13 protein-coding genes are annotated in these 17,514 nt (G+C 72.3%); 9 read left to right on the top strand and 4 right to left on the bottom strand.

Features of this window, described 5'->3' with window-relative positions:
• The first annotated feature begins 3 nt into the window (after positions 1-3).
• Entirely contained in the window at positions 4-1,209 is a 1,206-nt protein-coding gene (locus ACOWU6_RS03290) for a lipopolysaccharide biosynthesis protein (protein ID WP_421074714.1), read from the top strand.
• Positions 1,209-2,219, top strand: coding sequence for a glycosyltransferase family 2 protein (locus ACOWU6_RS03285; protein WP_421074733.1), 1,011 nt, complete (start codon positions 1,209-1,211; stop codon positions 2,217-2,219). Before ACOWU6_RS03290 ends, ACOWU6_RS03285 begins: the two co-directional genes overlap by 1 nt.
• A 462-nt stretch (positions 2,220-2,681) precedes the next feature.
• Here ACOWU6_RS03285 and ACOWU6_RS03280 read toward each other — a convergent pair whose 3' ends face one another.
• Complete coding sequence (locus ACOWU6_RS03280; RefSeq protein WP_421074713.1) at positions 2,682-3,527, bottom strand: NAD(P)H-binding protein; 846 nt, start codon at positions 3,525-3,527, stop codon at positions 2,682-2,684.
• Between the two features lie 196 nt (positions 3,528-3,723).
• Between ACOWU6_RS03280 and ACOWU6_RS03275 the strand changes: the two genes are divergently transcribed.
• Positions 3,724-4,614 (top strand): LysR family transcriptional regulator, encoded by an 891-nt coding sequence (locus ACOWU6_RS03275; RefSeq protein ID WP_421074712.1) that lies wholly within the window; start codon positions 3,724-3,726, stop codon positions 4,612-4,614.
• Between the two features lie 388 nt (positions 4,615-5,002).
• Here the strand turns inward: ACOWU6_RS03275 and ACOWU6_RS03270 are convergent, their stop codons facing one another.
• The 3 genes from ACOWU6_RS03270 to ACOWU6_RS03260 form a co-directional block, all read right to left on the bottom strand.
• Positions 5,003-6,034 (bottom strand): hypothetical protein, encoded by a 1,032-nt coding sequence (locus tag ACOWU6_RS03270; protein WP_421074711.1) that lies wholly within the window; start codon positions 6,032-6,034, stop codon positions 5,003-5,005.
• Positions 6,031-7,470, bottom strand: coding sequence for an O-antigen ligase family protein (locus ACOWU6_RS03265; protein WP_421074710.1), 1,440 nt, complete (start codon positions 7,468-7,470; stop codon positions 6,031-6,033). The genes ACOWU6_RS03270 and ACOWU6_RS03265 overlap by 4 nt, the downstream gene beginning before the upstream one ends.
• Positions 7,471-7,625: 155 nt before the next feature.
• Positions 7,626-8,645 (bottom strand): LacI family DNA-binding transcriptional regulator, encoded by a 1,020-nt coding sequence (locus ACOWU6_RS03260; RefSeq protein WP_421074732.1) that lies wholly within the window; start codon positions 8,643-8,645, stop codon positions 7,626-7,628.
• A gap of 192 nt (positions 8,646-8,837) precedes the next feature.
• On the opposite strand from ACOWU6_RS03260, the gene ACOWU6_RS03255 reads away from it, so the two are divergent.
• From ACOWU6_RS03255 to ACOWU6_RS03230, 6 genes are all read left to right on the top strand, one after another.
• Entirely contained in the window at positions 8,838-10,151 is a 1,314-nt protein-coding gene (locus ACOWU6_RS03255; protein WP_421074709.1) for an ABC transporter substrate-binding protein, read from the top strand.
• A gap of 55 nt (positions 10,152-10,206) precedes the next feature.
• Positions 10,207-11,121 carry a carbohydrate ABC transporter permease gene (locus tag ACOWU6_RS03250; RefSeq protein ID WP_421074708.1) on the top strand — a complete coding sequence of 305 codons (915 nt, stop codon included), beginning with the start codon at positions 10,207-10,209 and terminating at the stop codon, positions 11,119-11,121.
• On the top strand, positions 11,118-11,948 hold the full coding sequence (locus ACOWU6_RS03245) for a carbohydrate ABC transporter permease (RefSeq protein WP_421074707.1): 831 nt from the start codon (positions 11,118-11,120) through the stop codon (positions 11,946-11,948). Before ACOWU6_RS03250 ends, ACOWU6_RS03245 begins: the two co-directional genes overlap by 4 nt.
• On the top strand, positions 11,945-13,813 hold the full coding sequence (locus ACOWU6_RS03240; RefSeq protein ID WP_421074706.1) for an alpha-L-rhamnosidase C-terminal domain-containing protein: 1,869 nt from the start codon (positions 11,945-11,947) through the stop codon (positions 13,811-13,813). Before ACOWU6_RS03245 ends, ACOWU6_RS03240 begins: the two co-directional genes overlap by 4 nt.
• Positions 13,810-16,380 carry a glycoside hydrolase family 78 protein gene (locus ACOWU6_RS03235; protein WP_421074705.1) on the top strand — a complete coding sequence of 857 codons (2,571 nt, stop codon included), beginning with the start codon at positions 13,810-13,812 and terminating at the stop codon, positions 16,378-16,380. The genes ACOWU6_RS03240 and ACOWU6_RS03235 overlap by 4 nt, the downstream gene beginning before the upstream one ends.
• 120 nt (positions 16,381-16,500) lie before the next feature.
• The gene (locus tag ACOWU6_RS03230) at positions 16,501-17,382 is read left to right on the top strand and encodes an EamA family transporter (protein ID WP_421074704.1); all 882 of its coding nucleotides are present in this window, start codon (positions 16,501-16,503) and stop codon (positions 17,380-17,382) included.
• Positions 17,383-17,514 lie beyond the last annotated feature (132 nt).

Raw genomic sequence — 17,514 nt, 5'->3', positions numbered from 1 at the left:
CTGATGGCCCTCGCACGACGGCTCCTGAGCTTCTCGACGATCCCGGCGGCGTCGGCGCTCATCCCGTTCCTCGTCCTGCCGGTCCTCGCGTACAACGCGGGAGCGGGCCCGTGGGTCGCCGTCGCCGTCGGCCAGTCCGTCGGCGGGTTCTTCGCGCTCGCCGTGAGCCTCGGCCTCAATGTCGTCGGGCCCACGCTCGTGAGCCTCGCGCCCGAGGCCGAGCGCCCCGAGCTCTTCGCGACCGGGACGCGCGCTCGCCTCGCGGTCGCCCTCCCCGGGGCGCTCGTCGCGGCGGTGATCGCAGCGGTGCTTGCTCCCGGTGCCGACGCCCCGATCGCGGCGACCATGGCGGTCGCGATCACGCTCGGCGGGCTGTCGTCGGCGTGGTTCCTCATCGGGCTCGGGCGGCCGCTGCCGCTCATCCTGTTCGAACTGCTCCCCCGGGCCGCCGCGACCGCACTGGGCGGCGCGATCATCCTCGTCGGCGGCCCTGTGCTCTGGTACCCGGCGCTCCTGCTGCTCGCGATCGCGGGAGGCGTCGCCGCATATGCCGCGACCGTGATGAAGCCCGCCGCCCTCGTGCGCGGCGACTGGCGGGGATCGCTCGCCTTCGCCCGTCGACACCTCGCGGCGGCGGCGACGGAGACGGTGAGCGGCGCGTACACGACGCTCGCCGTGTCGCTCGTCACGGCCGGGACGACAACCGCGCAGGCCGCCGCCTACGTCTCCGGCGACAAGCTGTTCCGGATGGGCCAGACGGTCGTGGGCGCGCAGGGCAACGCCCTGCAGGGCTGGGTCGTCGAGGAGGATCGCGCGCACTTCGGCGCCCGCGCGCGCAAGGCCCTGCTCCTGCACGCGGTGCTCGGCGTGCTCGGGTTCGCGGCCTTCGCGCTCATCGGTCCGTGGCTGACCGGCATCCTCTTCCGCGGGAAGGAGATGGACGCGGCCACCGCCATCCTCTTCGGCGCGGCGATCCTCTGCATCTCGCTCACGACATCCCTGGGGCGGCATGTGCTCGTGCCGCTCGGGCGCACCCGCGCGATCTTCGTGAGCGTCGTCGCGGGCGCAGTCGTCGGCGTGCCGCTGACGCTCGTGCTGTCGGCGCTGTGGGGGTCGGTCGGCGGCGCGACGGGCCTCGCCTCCGCCGAGGTCGTCGTGCTCCTCGTGCAGGTGGGGTACGTGCTCGCGGCGCGGAAGGCGAGGGTGTGATGCGGGTTCTCGTGGTCGTCCTGAACTGGAACGGCATCGACGACACGGAGGAGTGCCTCGACGCCCTCGCGGCGCAGACGCATCCGGCCGACGTGCTCGTCGTCGACAACGGCTCCTCTCCCGACGACGTGCGGCGTCTTCGCGCGCGTGCCGCGAGCGGGGCCATCCGCCTCCGGCTGGAGCCCGAGAACCTGGGGTTCGCCGGCGGCGTGAACGTCGGCATCCGCCTCGCGCAGCACGACGGCTACGACGCGGTCGCGCTGCTGAACAACGACGCGCTCCCCGAGCCCGGCTGGCTCGAGGCACTCGTCGCGGCGCTTGAGGCCGACGCCGACGCGGCGATCGCGACCGGCCTGCTCGTCCGGCGCTCCGACGACCCTGCGACCGCGGGCACGATCGACACGGCCGGCGACGGCCTGAGTGTCTGGGGCATGCCGTTCCCCCGCGGGCGATCGGATGGCCGCGCGGACGCCCCCAAGAAGGGGCGCGTGTTCTCGGCGAGCGGCGGCGCGTCGCTCTATCGCACGGCGCTGTTCGATGAGATCGGTCGGTTCGACGAGACGTTCTTCGCGTACTTCGAGGACATCGACATCGGGTTCCGCGCACGGCTCGCGGGCCACGAGATCGTGTACGAGCCGGCGGCTGTGGCCCATCATCGGATCGGCGCGACGAGCGGACGCATCCCCGGCTTCACCGTGCGGCAGACGTTCAAGAACCTCCCCGTCCTCCTCGTGAAGGACGTGCCCCGCGGCCTCCGTCACGTGATCTGGCCGAGGTTCGCCCTGCTCTTCGCGATGATGCTCGGCAAGACCTTCGCGACCGGCTCGGGAGCGCATGCCCTGCGCGGAATCGGCGGGGCCATCCGCCTGCTGCCGCACGCGCTGCGGGAGCGTCGCCGGATCCAGCGCGCCCGCATCGCGACCGCGGCGGACATCGACGCGCTCCTGCTGCACGACCTTCCTCCGGAGCAGCACGGGATGCGGAAGCTGCTGCGCGTCTTCCGGCGCTGAGGCCGGGGCGGGTGGCCCGGGGCGCGTGTGGTTCGGACGGGGCCGGGGCGGTCAGCGGCGTCACCGGGGTCGGACTCGTGGGGCAGAAGTGCGCGTGTCGCACGACACCAGGCCACACCAGCTCCACCGATCCGAATCGGGTGACGGGTGGGCCGGCGCCGGCGGCGGCGTCACCGGAATCGGACTCGTGAGACAGATGTGCGCGTGCCACACGACACCAGGCCACACCAGCCCCACCGATCCGAATCCGGTGACGGCAGCGACGGCGACGGCGACGGCGACGGCGACGGCGACACCGGAATCGGAGTCGTGGGGCAGAAGTGCGCGTGTCGCACGACACCAGGCAACACCGGCCCCACCGATCCGAATCCAGTGACGGATGGGCCGCGCCCGCCGCCCGCGCCCGCCACCCGGCCGCGCCACCCGCGCCCGCCACCCGCCCCGCCCTGGCCCCGGCCCCGGCTACCCCGCGAGCTCGTCCTGCAGCGTCTGGGGCGCGCGACCGAGCGCTTCCGCCAGCGCCGGATGCACCGCCGCGAACTCCCCGGCGTGCGCCGCGGCGAACATCTCGACGAGCATGCCCGCGAGGAAGGCGTGAACGCCCGCGTCGAGGAGCCCCGAACGGAACTCCTCCGGCGAGACGACCGTGTGGCGGATGGTCTTCCCCGTCGCGCGCGACGCGACGTCGGCCACGGCCGCCATGTCGAGGGCTTCCCCGCCCGTAAGCGGAGGTGTCGCGCCGGTGCCGAGGCCGGTCGTGAGCGCGACGGCCGCGGCGTCGGCGAGGTCGGCGTGCGTGGTCCAGGAGACGGGGCCGTCGACGGGAGTCCGCAGCTCCCCCGTCGCCATCGCCCCGGTCAGCAGGATCGGCACGGTCGAGGCATAGAACCCGTTGCGCAGCGAGGTGTACGACAGGCCCGACTCGTCCAGGGCGGCCTCGGTCGCGTGGTGATCCCGCATCGGCGAGAAGAGCGAGTCGGCGCGCGACGCCATGTGGCTCGTGTAGACCAGGTGCTCGACGCCCGCACCGCGCGCGGCGTCGATCGCGCGGCGGTGGAGCTCGACCGTATCCGGGCCGTTTCCGCGCGCCGAGACGAGAAGCACGCGCCGCGCTCCCTCGAAGGCGTCGATGAGCGACGCGCGGTCGGCGTAGTCCGCGCGGCGGACGCGAACCCCGCGCTCGGCGAGGTGCGCGGCCGCGGCCGGATTGCGGACGGCGACGCCCACCTCCTGCGCCCCCACGCGGTCGATGAGACGCTCGACGACCGCGCTGCCGAGCTTGCCCGTGGCGGCTGTGACGATGATCATCCGTGCTGTGCTCCTCGTGTTCGCGCGCCGGCGCACGGCCGAAGCGATGGATGGCCCGAGTTCTGGGCGTCTCCACCCTCGCGCCGCGCCCGTCGCGGTGGAAGGATCGGGTCGGTCACGGGTATTGCCCCTGGAGTCATACCGGCACGCCATCGCGGTCGGGATGGTCGAGGATGGTCGCAGAAGAGGAGGTGCGATGCTCGAGTCCCGATCGCTCCGCTACTTCGTCGCGGTGGCGGAGGAGCTGAACTTCACGCGTGCCGCCGAGCGCCTGCGCATGTCGACGCCGCCGCTCTCGCGCGCCATCCGAGCCCTCGAGCGCGAGCTCGGCGTCACCCTGTTCGAGCGGAGCACGCACGCCGTGTCGCTCACGTCGGCGGGCATCGTCCTCCTCGAGCACGCTCGCACGGCCCTCGATGCGCTGCACGCCGCGGGACGCCGGGCACAGCGTGCGGCGGCCGCCCCGCGCGGCGTCGTGCTCGCGATGAAGGCCGACAACGACGGCGGATTCCTCGATGCTCTGCTCCGGCGCCTCGCCGAAGACGAGCCCGACCTCGAGGTCTCGGTGCGCCTATGCGCGTGGGGCGAGGAGCCCGTCCTGCTGCGGCGCGGCGAAGCGGATGTCGCACTCATCCGCGGAGCGTTCGACCGCACGGGTCTGGATGCCGACCGCCTGAGCGAGGAGGAGACCGTCGCCGCCGTGCGCGTCGACCATCCGCTCGCGGGAGCGCCCCTCGCCGGATCGGGCACGACCCTCGCCGCACTCGCGCTCCCGATCTCGGGTCCTGACGACGAGGTCGGTTTCCATGCGTACCAGCGCGCCCTGGTCCGCGACCACGACATCCGCGACCTGCCCCAGCTGCTCGCGCTCGTAGAGCTCGAGGGCATCGTCGCGCTGCTGCCCGCGCATGTGGCGGAGCGGTACCCGCGCCCGGGTGTCGCGTATCTGACAGTGGCTGACGCTCCGACGACGGAGCTGTCGATCGTGTGGCCGCAGGACTCGCGGTCACGCGCCGTCGCGGCGCTCGTGCGAGCAGCGGAGCAGGTCGCGGACGCCCCGGCTCCGGCTCGGGCTTCGGCCCGCTGAGGCCGCCGGCGGCCGCGGCAGCGAGGCAGCGACGGGGCGGCACGTCGCGCCGAGCGACACAGCCGACCTGCAGGCCGAATGACGTCACCGGATTCGGAGTCGTGGGACGGATGTGCGCGTGTCGCACGACACCAGGCCACACCAGCCCCACCGATCCGAATCGGGATACGGCACCGACGTCACGGGAATCGGAGTCGTGGGGCGGATGTGCGCGTGTCGCACGACACCAGGCCACACCGGCCCCGCCGATCCGAATCGGGATACGGATGGGCGCTGAGGGAAGGCAGGTGACGGACGCGGGATACGGATGGCCGGCACGGCATGGCCGGGCCCGGTGACGGATGGCCGGTCACCGGGGCCACCCGCCCGAGCGCCCCAGCCTCCGCCCCTACACCCCCGCGGCGCCGTCGCGGCCGAACTCGCCTCGGATGAACGCCGCCTCGACCTCGCGGTCGAACACCTCGCGCTCACGGCGGATGGCTGCACGGTACGGCTCCTGCGCGGCGAGTGCGGCGGCCGGGTCGGCGAGCACGCGCTCGATGGCGGTGTGCGCCGCCGCGACGACGTCGGGGGCGACGTCGACCTTGTGCTCCCACGGCAGCGGCACGTCGACGTCGTTCGCCCCCGCGCCGCGGCGCGCGACGAGCACGATCGAGCCCATCGCGGCGGCTTCGCGGGGCATCCGGTCCTTGCCGGGGTGCGTGCCGAGGTCGAGGTAGATGAGGGATGTCCGCAGCGCGTCGGCGACCTCGTCGCGCGTCATCCCGCGCAGCGGCAGGAGCTCGATGCCCGGCCAGCGCCGCGAGAACTCGCGCATGAGCGCGGCCGACTTCGCGGGGTTGTAGGTGATGCGCGGCGCGCGGCCTTCGACCGTCACGGAAGCGGGAAAGTCCAGGGGCGTGTAGTCGGAGAGGATGGTCCCCACCCGGCCGAGGTGCGCGAAGACGTGGTTCCACGCGTAGTGCGACTGCACGAGGTGGCCCGCGCGGGCGAGCACGGCGTCCTCCCCCGTCGTGACACCGCGCAGGGCGCGCTTGAGATGGCGGGCCCAGATGAGCGGCGGGCGCGACATCGGCGTGCGCTCGAGCGGGAGCGTCGACTTCTGGGCCCGCTCGATGACGAAGCGCGGCGCGTAGTCGATCGAGAGCCACCACACGAACGGCTGCGCGTGCGCGAGCCCCCGCAGCAGGAGGGCCTGCGTCTCGGGGACGACGACGGCGTTGCCCGGCGCATCGACGACCGCGAGCGCCTCGGGAGCGTCGTAGTGCGCGTAGCGCTCCGCGCGAGGCGCGTCCTCGGTGCCGGGAACGGGGACGAGGAAGGCGTCCTGCCCCTGGCGACGGAGCGAGTCGACGAGCTGGTGCAGCGCCTCGGGCCCGCCTGTGGCGAGCCCGCGCGGGTAGTAGACGTAGGTGGTCATGCGGCCTGACTGACGGAGGCGGATGGGATGCGACCATCCTGCCGTGTCCCCAGCCGCGTCGAGAACGCGACCGCCGTGATCGCGGCGAAGAACGGCACGAGGTGGTTGTCGCCGAGGAACGTCGTCGTGTCGAGCATGCCGTGCGCGAGCACCCACGAGACGCCGACGAACACGACGAGCAGCTCGACGGACCCGCGCGAGACGAGCTTGTCGTGGCGCGCGGCACCGATGCGACGGAGCACGGCGATGATCGGGAGCAGCGACAGCGCGATCGTCAGGAGCAGCGCGATGATGCCGGCGTCGGCCCACGCCTGAGCGAAGAGGTTGTGCGGCGGGAAGAGCTGCAGGCCGCGGCCGGGGAAGGCCATCCGCCACTCCTCCGCGATCGTGAGCCGCCAGTTGCCGAAGCCGAGCCCCGTGAACCAGTTCTCGGGGAACCTCTGGAAGACGACGCCCCACAGCCGCCGCCGCTCGTCGAGCGTGCGCACGACCTCGTCGAGCAGGCGCGGCCGCATGGCGGTGACGACGGCGACGGCGCCCGCGGCGAGCCCCGCGCCGGCGACCGCGACGACGACCGTGAGGATGGGCTTGCGCACGGCGACGAGGGCGAGCACGCCGAGCACCGGCAGGATGACGATGGCGACGAGGGGCGTCTTCGATCCGGTCCCGAGGGAGGCGTCGATCGAGATGGCCGCGACCGCGAGGAACAGCGAGAAGCGAGCGCGCCCTGGGCGCTGCAGAGCGGCCCACACGTACAGGCACGCGACGACCGCGAGGAAGAGCGACGCGGTGTTCGCGTTCAGGAAGAGGCCGCCCGCCTTGAAGAGGTCGTTGACGTTCTCGGTGCTGCCGTGCGCGATCATCTCGACGCCCGGCTCGGTGAACACGCGCGCGATCGGCGACGTGAGATACGCCTTCTCGAGATCGGGCGCGAGGCGGAAGAGCGTGACGAGCCACGCCTCGATCAGGATGAGCGGCGACACGATCGCGAGAGCCTCGATGAGCCCCTGCGGAGACGAGCGGATGGTCTCGCGCGCGAGGAGCGCGGTGGCGATCAGCGCGAGGGTGAGCAGGACGCCATAGGCGGCCGAGCCGACCTTGTCGGCCCAGAGCACCGAGATCGCCTGCCACACGGCGAGCGCGCCGAGCAGCCCGATCCAGACGTGGGCGTTGCCGCGCCAGAAGCGCCAGATCGCGCCCGGGAGGAGGGCCGCCGTCGCGATGAGCCCGAGGGACGTGAACCCGAACGGGCCGAAGAACTGCAGCGTGCCGAGCGCGAAGGCGCCCGCGAGCAGCGTCCGCGCCGGCAGCCGGAACGACAGCAGCACGATGACGCCGGCCCCGAGCAGGGCGGCCGCGAGGATGAGGACGATCTCGAGCGGCGTGCGGGAGCCGAGGAACGACGGCTCGGCCAGGACGATCACGATCTGCTCCACACGTCGACGGCACGGTATGGAGGTCTTGCGTCCCCCGCCATCCAGGTTAGCGCTCTCACTTCCGAGCCCTGGGAGGCGGTGCCCGGGCGATAGTCCCCACCCCGGCCCGGCGGGCGCGCGAGGCCGCAAGTCGCGCGCGGCCGGCTCCCCGGCCGCTAGTCGCGCGGCGGGCGCGTCGAGCCGCGGACGACGAGACGTGTCTCGCTCACAGCGTGCGCGGGCTCGGTGCGTCCGCCGATGCGCTCGAGCAGCAGGGCCACCGCCGTGCGCCCCATGCCGACGCCGTCCTGGTCGATGGTCGTGAGGTCCACCCCGGGATGCCCCGCGAGGTCGATGCCGTCGTATCCCGCGATGGAGACGTCGTCGGGAGTGAGCCCCGCGTCGGCGAGCGCGCGCTGCGCATCGAGCGCGAGCGAGTCGTTGCCGGCGAAGATCGCGGTCGGCGGCTCGGGTTCGGCCAGGAGCGCGCGCACGACGTCGTAGGCATCTCCCCCGGCCTCGCCGCTCCGTGCCACGCGGATGGACTGCGCCAGGCCTGCCTCTCGCATGATCCGCTCGTAGGCCCCGATGCGGCGCCCGTGCGGCGAGCGGTCGCCGGAGTCCGCGGTGGTGATCGTCACGTGCGCGATCCTGCGGTGGCCGAGCTCGATGAGGTGGCGCAGGACGAGCTCGGTGCCGAGGTCGTCGTCGCCCGTGACGGTGTCGTAGAGCGCAGACTCGTCGTGGCGGCCGATCATGACGAGCGGCGTCATCGGCGCGATCCGCTCCAGCCAGGCCTGCTCGATCTGCGGCCCGATCGCGACGAGGCCGTCGACCTGGCGGTCCACCAGCGCGTCGATGGGCCCGCGCTCGGATGCGCCCGGCGGGGTGGGTGCGACGATCAGCTGGTAGCGCGACCCCTCCATGGCGTCGGTCGCTCCCGTGAGGATCTTCGCGAGGAACGGGTTCGTGAGCGCGGGCAGCTCGAACCCGATCGTGTGCGTCGAGCCGCGCAGCGCGCGAGCCCCCACGCGCGGGCGGTAGCCGAGCTGCTCGATCGCTGTCTCCACGCGCTCGCGCATGGCGGGGCTCACGCCGTAGGCGTTGCGGATGACCTTCGACACGGCCGCGCGGGACACTCCGGCGAGGTCGGCGACATCCTGGATGGTCGCCTGCCCCACGCTCGCCTGCGTCATCGCCACGTCTCCCCTTCGACCCGCGGTCGCCCGCTTCGGCCTCATGGTAACAGCCGGATCTCGATTTCGTAGATCGCTCTACGAATTTGTGTAGATCGATTGACAACCGCGCTTTCGGCTCCTTAGCCTGCTCATGCCGCGCAAGGTCGAGCGGCGCACAGACGAAGACGTTTCGCACCAGGAGGTTCCCTGATGTCCCCTCACACCCAGCGCAGGCTCCTCGCCGCGGCGGCTGCCGCCGGCGGCGCGGCGCTCGTCCTCACCGGATGCTCCGGCGGGGCGTCCGACGACGGCTCCGAGATCTCGATCCTCATCGACAATGCCGAGACCTCGGTCACCACGATGGAGGCCCTGGTCGAGGCCTTCGAGGCCGAGCACCCCGACATCCAGGTCGAGATCGAGACCCGCCCGCAGGGCACGGAGGGCGACAATGTCGTCAAGACGCGCCTGTCGACGGGCGAGATGACCGATCTGTTCGCCTACAACACGGGCTCGCTCCTGCAGGCGCTCAACCCCGACCAGCAGCTCGTCGACCTCGGCGACGAGCCGTGGGTGTCGAAGCTCCAGGACAGCTTCGTGCCCGTCGTCTCGACCGAGGAGGGCTTCTACGGCGCTCCGCTCGGGCAGACGTCGTCCGGCGCGATCATGTACAACAAGCGGGTCTACGAGGAGCTCGGGCTCGAGATCCCGCAGACCTGGGACGAGTTCGTCGCGAACGCCGAGAAGGTCAAGGCCGAGGCGCCCGACATCGCGCCGATCATCCAGTCCTACGGCGAGACGTGGACGTCGCAGCTGTTCGTGCTCGGCGACTTCGCCAACGTCATGAAGGCCGACCCGGAGTGGGCCGAGAAGTACACGGCGAACGAGGCCAAGTACGTCGACGAGCCCGCGTTCACCGGGTTCCGCCACCTGCAGGAGCTGAACGAGGCCGGCCTCTTCAACGAGGACTACGCGTCGGCCACCTACGACGAGGCCGTGGGCATGCTCGCGAACGGCGAGGGCGCGCACTACCCGATCCTGTCGTGGGCCATCCAGAACCTCGCGGCCAACTATCCCGACGCCGTCGACGACATCGGCCTCTTCGCGATCCCCGGCGAGTCCGCCGAGGACAACACCCTGACGGTGTGGCAGCCGGGCGCCGTGTACGTGCCGTCGTCGACGGAGGGCGCGCGGCTCGAGTCGGCGAAGGTCTTCCTCGAGTGGCTCACGACGCCGGAGAGCTGCGACGTGCAGGTCGAGGCGACCGGCGTTCCGTACGGCCCGTTCGTGGTGGAGGGCTGCGAGCTCGGTGACGACGTTCCACCGATCGTCACCGACGAGATCGCCTACTTCGACGAGGGGCGCGTGCAGAACGCGCTCGAGTTCCTCTCCCCGATCAAGGGCCCGTCGCTCGAGCAGATCACCGTCGCCGTGGGCTCGGGCATCACCTCCGCCGAGGAGGGTGCGCAGCAGTACGACGACGACGTCCGCAAGCAGGCCCAGCAGCTCGGCCTCGAGGGCTGGTGACCTCCGAGAGGGGCGGCTCCGGCCGCCCCTCTCCCGACATGCCTTGGAGCACCCCATGACCGCACTCGCCGCCGAGCCGACGCGCGTCGCGCAGGCGCCCGCCCGACCCGCCCGGCGCCGGAGCATGTACCCCTCGTGGTTCTTCCTGCCCGCCGGCGTCTTCTACGTCATCCTCTTCCTCATCCCGACGGTGGCGTCCTTCTACTTCGCGCTCACCCGCTGGACCCTCTTCGACTCGGAGTTCATCGGCTTCGAGAACTTCGTCGAGTTCTTCAAGGACCCGGCTCTCAGCACGGGCTTCGTGAACACCTTCGTCTTCGCGGCCGTGACGAGCGGGCTCAAGGTCGTCCTCGGGATGGCTCTCGGCCTGCTTCTGAGCTCGCAGATCATCGGCCGCGGTTTTCTGCGCAGCGTCGTGTTCTTCCCCGTGCTCGTGTCGACGATCGGCGTCGGCATCACGTTCAAGGTGCTCCTCGATCCGTTCGACGGGCTCGTGAACCGCGTCATCGAGGCGCTCGGGGCGACCGGGCCCGGATGGCTCACCGATCCGGCGCTCGCGCTGCTCTCGGTCGCGCTCGTGGACGTCTGGAAGGGCGTCGGCCTCGCCGCCCTCATCTACATCGCCGGCATCGTGGCCATCCCCCAGGAGTACAGCGAGGCGGCGCGCGTCGACGGGGCGAACGCCTGGAACCACTTCCGGCACATCACACTTCCGCTCCTTCGCCCCGCGACCGTGACGGTCATCCTGCTGTCGCTCATCGGCGGTCTGCGGTCGTTCGACCTCATCTGGGCGATGACGAAGGGCGGGCCAGGATTCACGAGTGACGTCATCGCGTCGGTCATCTACAAGCAGTACCAGGCCGGCTTCTTCGGGCTCTCGACCGCCGGCAACGTCATCCTCTTCCTCGTGGTCGCGGCGATCATCTTCCCGCTGTCGGCCTGGCTCAACCGCAAGGAGACCGAGCTGTGAGAACCCGACTCTGGCGATACGGCGGCGGGGCCGCCGCGATCGCGCTCGCGATCGTCGTCTTCATCGTGCCGTTCGCGTTCATCGTGCTGACGGCGTCGAAGACGCAGCAGGAGGCATCTCTGCTCGACTTCACGCTCCCGACGCAGTGGGCGTTCTTCGAGAATCTCATGACCGTGCTCGAGAACCGCGACTTCCTCCTCGTGCGCGCCTTCGTGAACAGCATCGTGCTGACCGTGGTCTCGGTGACGATCATGGTCGTGCTCTCGGCCATGGTCGGGTACGTGCTGCAGCGCCGGTCGTCGCGGTGGAATCGCGTCGTCAACGCGCTCGTCCTGTCGGGGCTCATCATCCCGCCGGCGGTGGTCCCGACCATCTGGGTGCTGCAGACTCTCGGCCTCTTCAAGACGCTCCCCGGCCTCGTCTTCGTGCACGTCGCGTTCGGGCTGTCGTTCTGCGTGCTGCTGTTCCGCGCGTTCGTCGCCACGATCCCCAAGGAGCTCGACGAGGCGGCCATCATCGACGGCGCGAGCCCGCTGCGCCTGTTCTTCGGGATCATCCTGCCGCTGCTGAAGCCGGTCGTCATGACCGTGGTCGTCGTGCAGTCGGTGTTCGTGTTCAACGACTTCACCTACGCGCTGTACTTCCTGCCCGGCGACGAGAACGCGACCGTGCAGCTGACGCTGTTCAACTTCTCCTCGCAGGCGGTGAGCAACTGGAACCTCCTCTTCATGGACGTCCTGCTCATCACCCTCCCGCCGCTCGTCATGTACATCTTCTTCAACCGCCAGATCGTCGCCGGCATGACCTCGGGCGCGGTGAAGGGGTGACGCCGGACGACATCCGCCGCCTCTCGCGCGCCGCGAGCCCCGACCCCTTCCCGCTGCAGCTGCCCGCCCGCGGCGAGCGCACCTGGCTCTACGCGCCCGGCGCCTACGCGCGCGGCGTGCTGAGCCGGCTCGTCGCCGAGAGCCGAGCGAGTGCGCGGTTCGTGCACTACGACGACAACCAGCGGCCCGCGGCATCGCGTGTGCGCTTCCGCGCCGGCGACGGCGAGGTCGTCGAGTGCGTCGCGGCGGAGGGCGAGCCCGCCGCGCTCTGCGACGACGGGCGCGGATGGCGCGTCGAGGCGGATGGCGCATGGGTCGCGCCGGACATCCGCCCCGGAGGCGACCGCCCGCCGCACCTCGACCCCGGGACCCCGTTCGCGCTCGAGCCGACCGCGCTCGGCGTGGGCCTGCACGACGCGGGCGCGACGGTGCTCGCGCGCCCGGTGATCGCGAGCGGCACGCGCCCCGCCATCCGGGTCGGGGAGTCCCTCGCGGAGGTCGAGGCGGATGGCGACCAGGAGGCGGTCGTCGAGATCGTGCGGCGCGCAGACGGCGCGTGGACGACGCGGGGCCGCCTCGGCTTCCGCTACCTGCGCGTCGACGACGCGGCCGCCGAAGTGCGCCTCGAGGCGTTCGCGCATCCGGTCGAGCGCGGCGGCGCGTTCGCCTGCTCGGATGACGACCTCACCCGCATGTGGGCGGTCGCGGCGTACACGACGCGGGCGAGCCTGCAGGGGCTCGCCGTCGACGGACTCAAGCGCGACCGTGTGCCGTGGGCGGGCGATCAGGCGCTCGCCCTGCTCGCGAACGCCTACGCGATCGGCGACGGCGGCATCGCCCTCGACAGCCTCGACGCGCTCGGCGCTCCCGAGGGCGGGTACGTCAACGGGCTCGCCGACTACTCCCTGTGGTGGGTCGTCGCGCAGGGCCTGCACGTGACGCACTTCGGCGACAGCGTCTCGACGCGCCGCAGGGCCGATGCGGTCGCGCGGATGCTCGGCACGCTTGCGTGCGACGTCGACGACGACGGGGTGTTCCGCCCACGGCAGCCGTCGGGCTTCCCGGCCGGCCCCGTGCTCATCGACTGGGGCGTCGACACGACCCCCGGCCGCGATCTCGCCGCGCTCCAGGTGCTCTTCGCGTGGGCCGCGCGCACGGGGGCCGACCTGCTCGCGCGCGGCGGTCATCCCGACGCCGCGCGATGGCGCGAGGCCGCCGTGCGCGCCGAGCGCGTGCTGCGTCAGCGTGCGTGGGATGAGCGCGGATTCTGGCGCGAGCACCTCGACGCCGACAGCGGGCCATCCGCGTATCCGAACCTTCTCGCGATCCTCGCCGGCTTCGGCGTCTCCGACGGCGTGGTGGATGCCGTGCGAGACGGGCGGGTCCGCACGCCGTACATGACCGGGTTCGCGGCCGCCGCCCTCGTCGCGGGCGGGTGTCGCGACGACGCGCTCGCGCTGCTGCGTCGACGCTGGCAGCCCATGCTCGACGCGGGGGCGACGACGTTCTGGGAGGAGTTCGCCGAGCCGGGGCACTCGCCGTACGAGATGTACGGACGCCCGTTCGGCAAGAGCCTCTGTCACGCGTGGGGCGCGGCGCCCGCTGCCCTCCTGCCGTGGGCCGTGCTGGGCATCGAGCCGCGCGCGGCCGGATGGCGCGAGGTCGCGGTCGCCCCGGCGCTCGGAGACCTCACCTGGGCGGCCGCGGTCGTCCCGACACCGCACGGCGATCTGACCGTGCACGCCGAGGGCGACGTCGTCACGGTCGACGTGCCCGCCGGCATCCGCATCACGGGGCTGGGCGACGACGTCGTCGGCCCGACGCGCGTCGAGAGGCGCGCCGCATCCACGAGGGGGACAACATGACACAGGTCGCATCCGTGCGTTTCGAGCACCGAGACGAGGCGCTCGGCATCGGCGAGGCGTGCCCGCGCCTGTCGTGGCACACGACCGCGGCAGCCGGATGGGCGCAGCGCGCCTACGAGGTCGAGGTCGCGCGGGGCGGCGAGAGCCGTCGGTTCGCGGTGGAGTCGGCGGAGTCCGTGCTCGTGCCGTGGCCCGATGACCCGCTCTCGTCGCGCGAGGAGGCGCGCGTGCGCATCCGCGTGGCCGGCGACGACGGCGCGTGGTCGGGATGGTCGGAGCCCGCGGTTGTCGAGGCGGGTCTGCTCGACCCGCTCGACTGGATCGGTGCGGGCGTGCAGGCTCCGTGGGACGACCCCGCCGGCGGCGAGCGCCGCCCTCCCCTCTTCCGGCGCGGGTTCACCCTGTCGTCGGGCGTCCGCCGTGCGAGGCTCTACGCGACGGCGCACGGCGTGTACGAGCTCGAGGTGAACGGCCGCCGCGTCGGCGCCGACGAGCTGAACCCCGGATGGACCGTCTATCCCGCACGCCTCCGCTACCACACCTATGACGTGACCGATCTGCTCCGCGCGGGCGAGAACGCGGTCGGCGCGTGGATGGGCGACGGATGGTGGCGCGGGCGCCTCGGGTTCGACGGCGGGCAGGCGGATCTCTACGGCGCCGACCTCGCGCTGCTCGCGCAGCTCGAGGTCGAGCTCGAAGACGGCTCGCGCGTGACGATCTCGACCGACGCGGAGTGGCGCGCGCACCGCTCGCCGATCCTGCGCAGCAGTCTCTACCTCGGCGAGACCTTCGACGTGCGGGAGGTGCCGCGCGGATGGAGCGAGCCGGGGTTCGACGACGCCGCGTGGGAGCCCGTGCGCGCGGCGCACGTCGCGCACGGCACGCTCGTCGCGCCCGAGGGGCCTCCCGTGCGGTGCACGGAGGACCTCACTCCGGTCTCGATCGAGCGGCGAGCGGATGGCCGCATCGTCATCGACTTCGGGCAGAACTTCGCGGGGCGCCTGCGTGTGCGCGCGAGCTCGGGCGTCGGGCCCGAGCTGACCATCCGCCACGCCGAGGTGCTGCAGGACGACGCGCTCTACACGCGCACCCTGCGCGGCGCGATCTCGGAGGACCGCTACCTCGGCTCGGACGGCTCGATCGACTGGGAGCCGCGCTTCACGATCCACGGCTTCCGCTACGCCGAGATCGCGGGCTACGACGGGCCTCTCGACGACCTGGCGGTGACGGGGCGCGTGCTGCACACCGCGATGCGCCGGACGGGGTGGCTCGAGACGTCTGATCCCTCGCTCGACCGGCTGCACGACAACGTGCTGTGGAGTCTGCGGTCGAACTTCGTCGACATCCCGACCGACTGCCCGCAGCGCGACGAGCGGCTCGGGTGGACGGGAGACATCCAGGTCTTCGCGGCGACGGCGACCTATCTCTACGACTGTGCCGGATTCCTGTCGAGCTGGCTGCGCGATCTCGAGGTCGAGCAGCGCCGGGTGGGGACCGTGCCGGTGTACGTGCCGTTCATCCCCGGCGGCTTCTGGTGGACCCCCGGGCGCCCGATCGCCGCGTGGGGCGACGCCGCCGCGCTCACCCCGTGGGATCTGTGGCGGCGCTATGCCGACCGCGAGCTCGTCCTGCGCCAGCTGGAGAGCGCTCGCGCCTGGGTCGACCAGGTGGCCGGTCGCGCGGGCGCGACGCGGCTGTGGAACGCCGACCGGCAGCTGGGCGACTGGCTCGATCCCACGGCTCCGCCCGAGGATCCCGCGGCCGCGCAGACCGACCCCGCGCTCGTCGCGACGGCGTTCTTCGCGCACTCGGCCCGCCGCGTGGGCGAGCTCGCCGCGGCCGTCGGGCAGGCCGCCGTCGCGGAGCAGTACGAAAGCCTCGCCGCGGAGGTGCGCGCCGCCATCCGCGGGGAGTGGTTCGATGCCGACGGGCGCCTCGCCCACCCGACGCAGACCGGCTACGCGCTCGCGATCGCATTCGAGCTGCTCGACGAGCGGATGGCCCGGGTCGCCGGAGCGGAGCTCGCGCGGCTCGTGCGCGAGGGGGGCTTCCGCGTGGGCGCCGGCTTCGCGGGGGTCAACCTCGTGGCTGACGCGCTCACCGCAACCGGCCATGCCGACGACGCGTTCGCGATGCTCACGGAGCGGAGCACCCCGTCGTGGCTCTCGATGGTCGACAAGGGCGCGACGACGATCTGGGAGCGGTGGGACAGCCTGCTCGACGACGGCACGGTGAACCCGGGCGAGATGACCTCGTTCAACCACTACGCGCTCGGGTCGATCGCCGACTGGATGCACCGCGAGATCGGCGGCATCGCGACGAAGGCACCCGGCAGTCGCACGGTGCGGATCGCTCCGCGCCCAGGCGGCGGACTGACCTGGGCGCGGGCTCGGCACGCGTCGCCCTATGGCGAGATCGCCGTGGCGTGGTCGGTCGACGGCGGCCGCTTCACGCTGGATGTCTCGGTTCCGGTGGGTGTCACGGCCGAGGTGGTGCTGCCGTCAGGCGCGACGTCGACCGTGTCGCACGGCACACATCACTTCGAGGATCCTGGCCCCGGTCGTTGAGCGAGCGAAGCGAGACGAAACGCCCCACCCGCGCCCGGCGGGCGCCGTCTCTCGCGCCGCCAGGCCGCCCCTAGCGCTACGGTCGGACGTGTCACCCGTTCGCAGGCCGGGCTCAGGAGGATGCATGCACCCGACGCCCTCCTCGGCGACCGCCTCGAGCTGACGACCGTGCTCACGCTCCCCTTCGCAATCGCGGCAGCCATCTCGTACGGCCTGTCGGACTACGTCGGCGGGCGCGCGTCCGAGCGGATCGACGCTCGGGTCGTCGCGCTCATCAGCCAGGCATGCGCGGCGGTGCTCGCGGTGCTCCTCGTCGTCTCGCCGGCCGGGCAGGGAGCTCCGACCGGAGCGGATGTCCTCTGGGGAGCAGGCGCGGGGCTCGGCAGCGCGATCGGCAACGTGCTGATCTACCGGGGCATCGCGACGAGCTCGGTCACGAGCGTCGCGCCGATGTCGGGTGTCGTCGCGGTGACGATCCCAGTGGTCGTCGGCGTCGCGTTCGGCGGCCTGCCGACGCCGTTGCAGACGGCCGGTCTCATCGCCGTCGTGCCGGGGATCTGGCTCGTCGCGGCAGGCGGCCGGTCCGAAGTGGACCGGCGCGGCCTGCTCATCGGCGCGGGAGCCGGCGCCGGCTTCGGCACTCAGTTCACCTGTCTCGGCCAGACGTCGGAAGCGGCGGGCCTGGTGCCCCTCGCGATCGGCCAGGGCGTGTCGGTGGCGCTGCTCGCGGTGCTGGCCGTCGGCGTCCTGCGCACCGGAGGTCCGCTCCCCCGGCGGACGGTCGGGATGGCGGCGGTGGCGGGCGTCCTCGCCGGCGTCGCGACGGTGAGCTACCAGATCGCGGCACAGCTCGGGGATCTCGCCATCGCGGCGGCGGTCACGTCGCTCTACCCCGCGGTGACGGTGATCGCGGCGGCGATCGTGACGCGTCGCTGGTGGACGCGCACCGAGGGCATCGGCCTCGCGCTGTGCACACTCGCGCTCGTGCTCATCAGCACGTGAGCGCGCGTTTCGGCTCGCACCCCCGGTGGATGAGCGAGCGTCCACCCCCGGTCGTCGAGCGAGCAACCACCTCCCGGTCGTTGAGCGAGCGGAGCGAGACGAAACGACACCCGCTCCCGAGATCGGCTCGCG

This window comes from Microbacterium sp. SA156 (genome assembly GCF_049065455.1).
Lineage (GTDB): Bacteria > Actinomycetota > Actinomycetes > Actinomycetales > Microbacteriaceae > Microbacterium > Microbacterium barkeri.
This window is presented reverse-complemented; position numbering and strand designations above follow the sequence as displayed.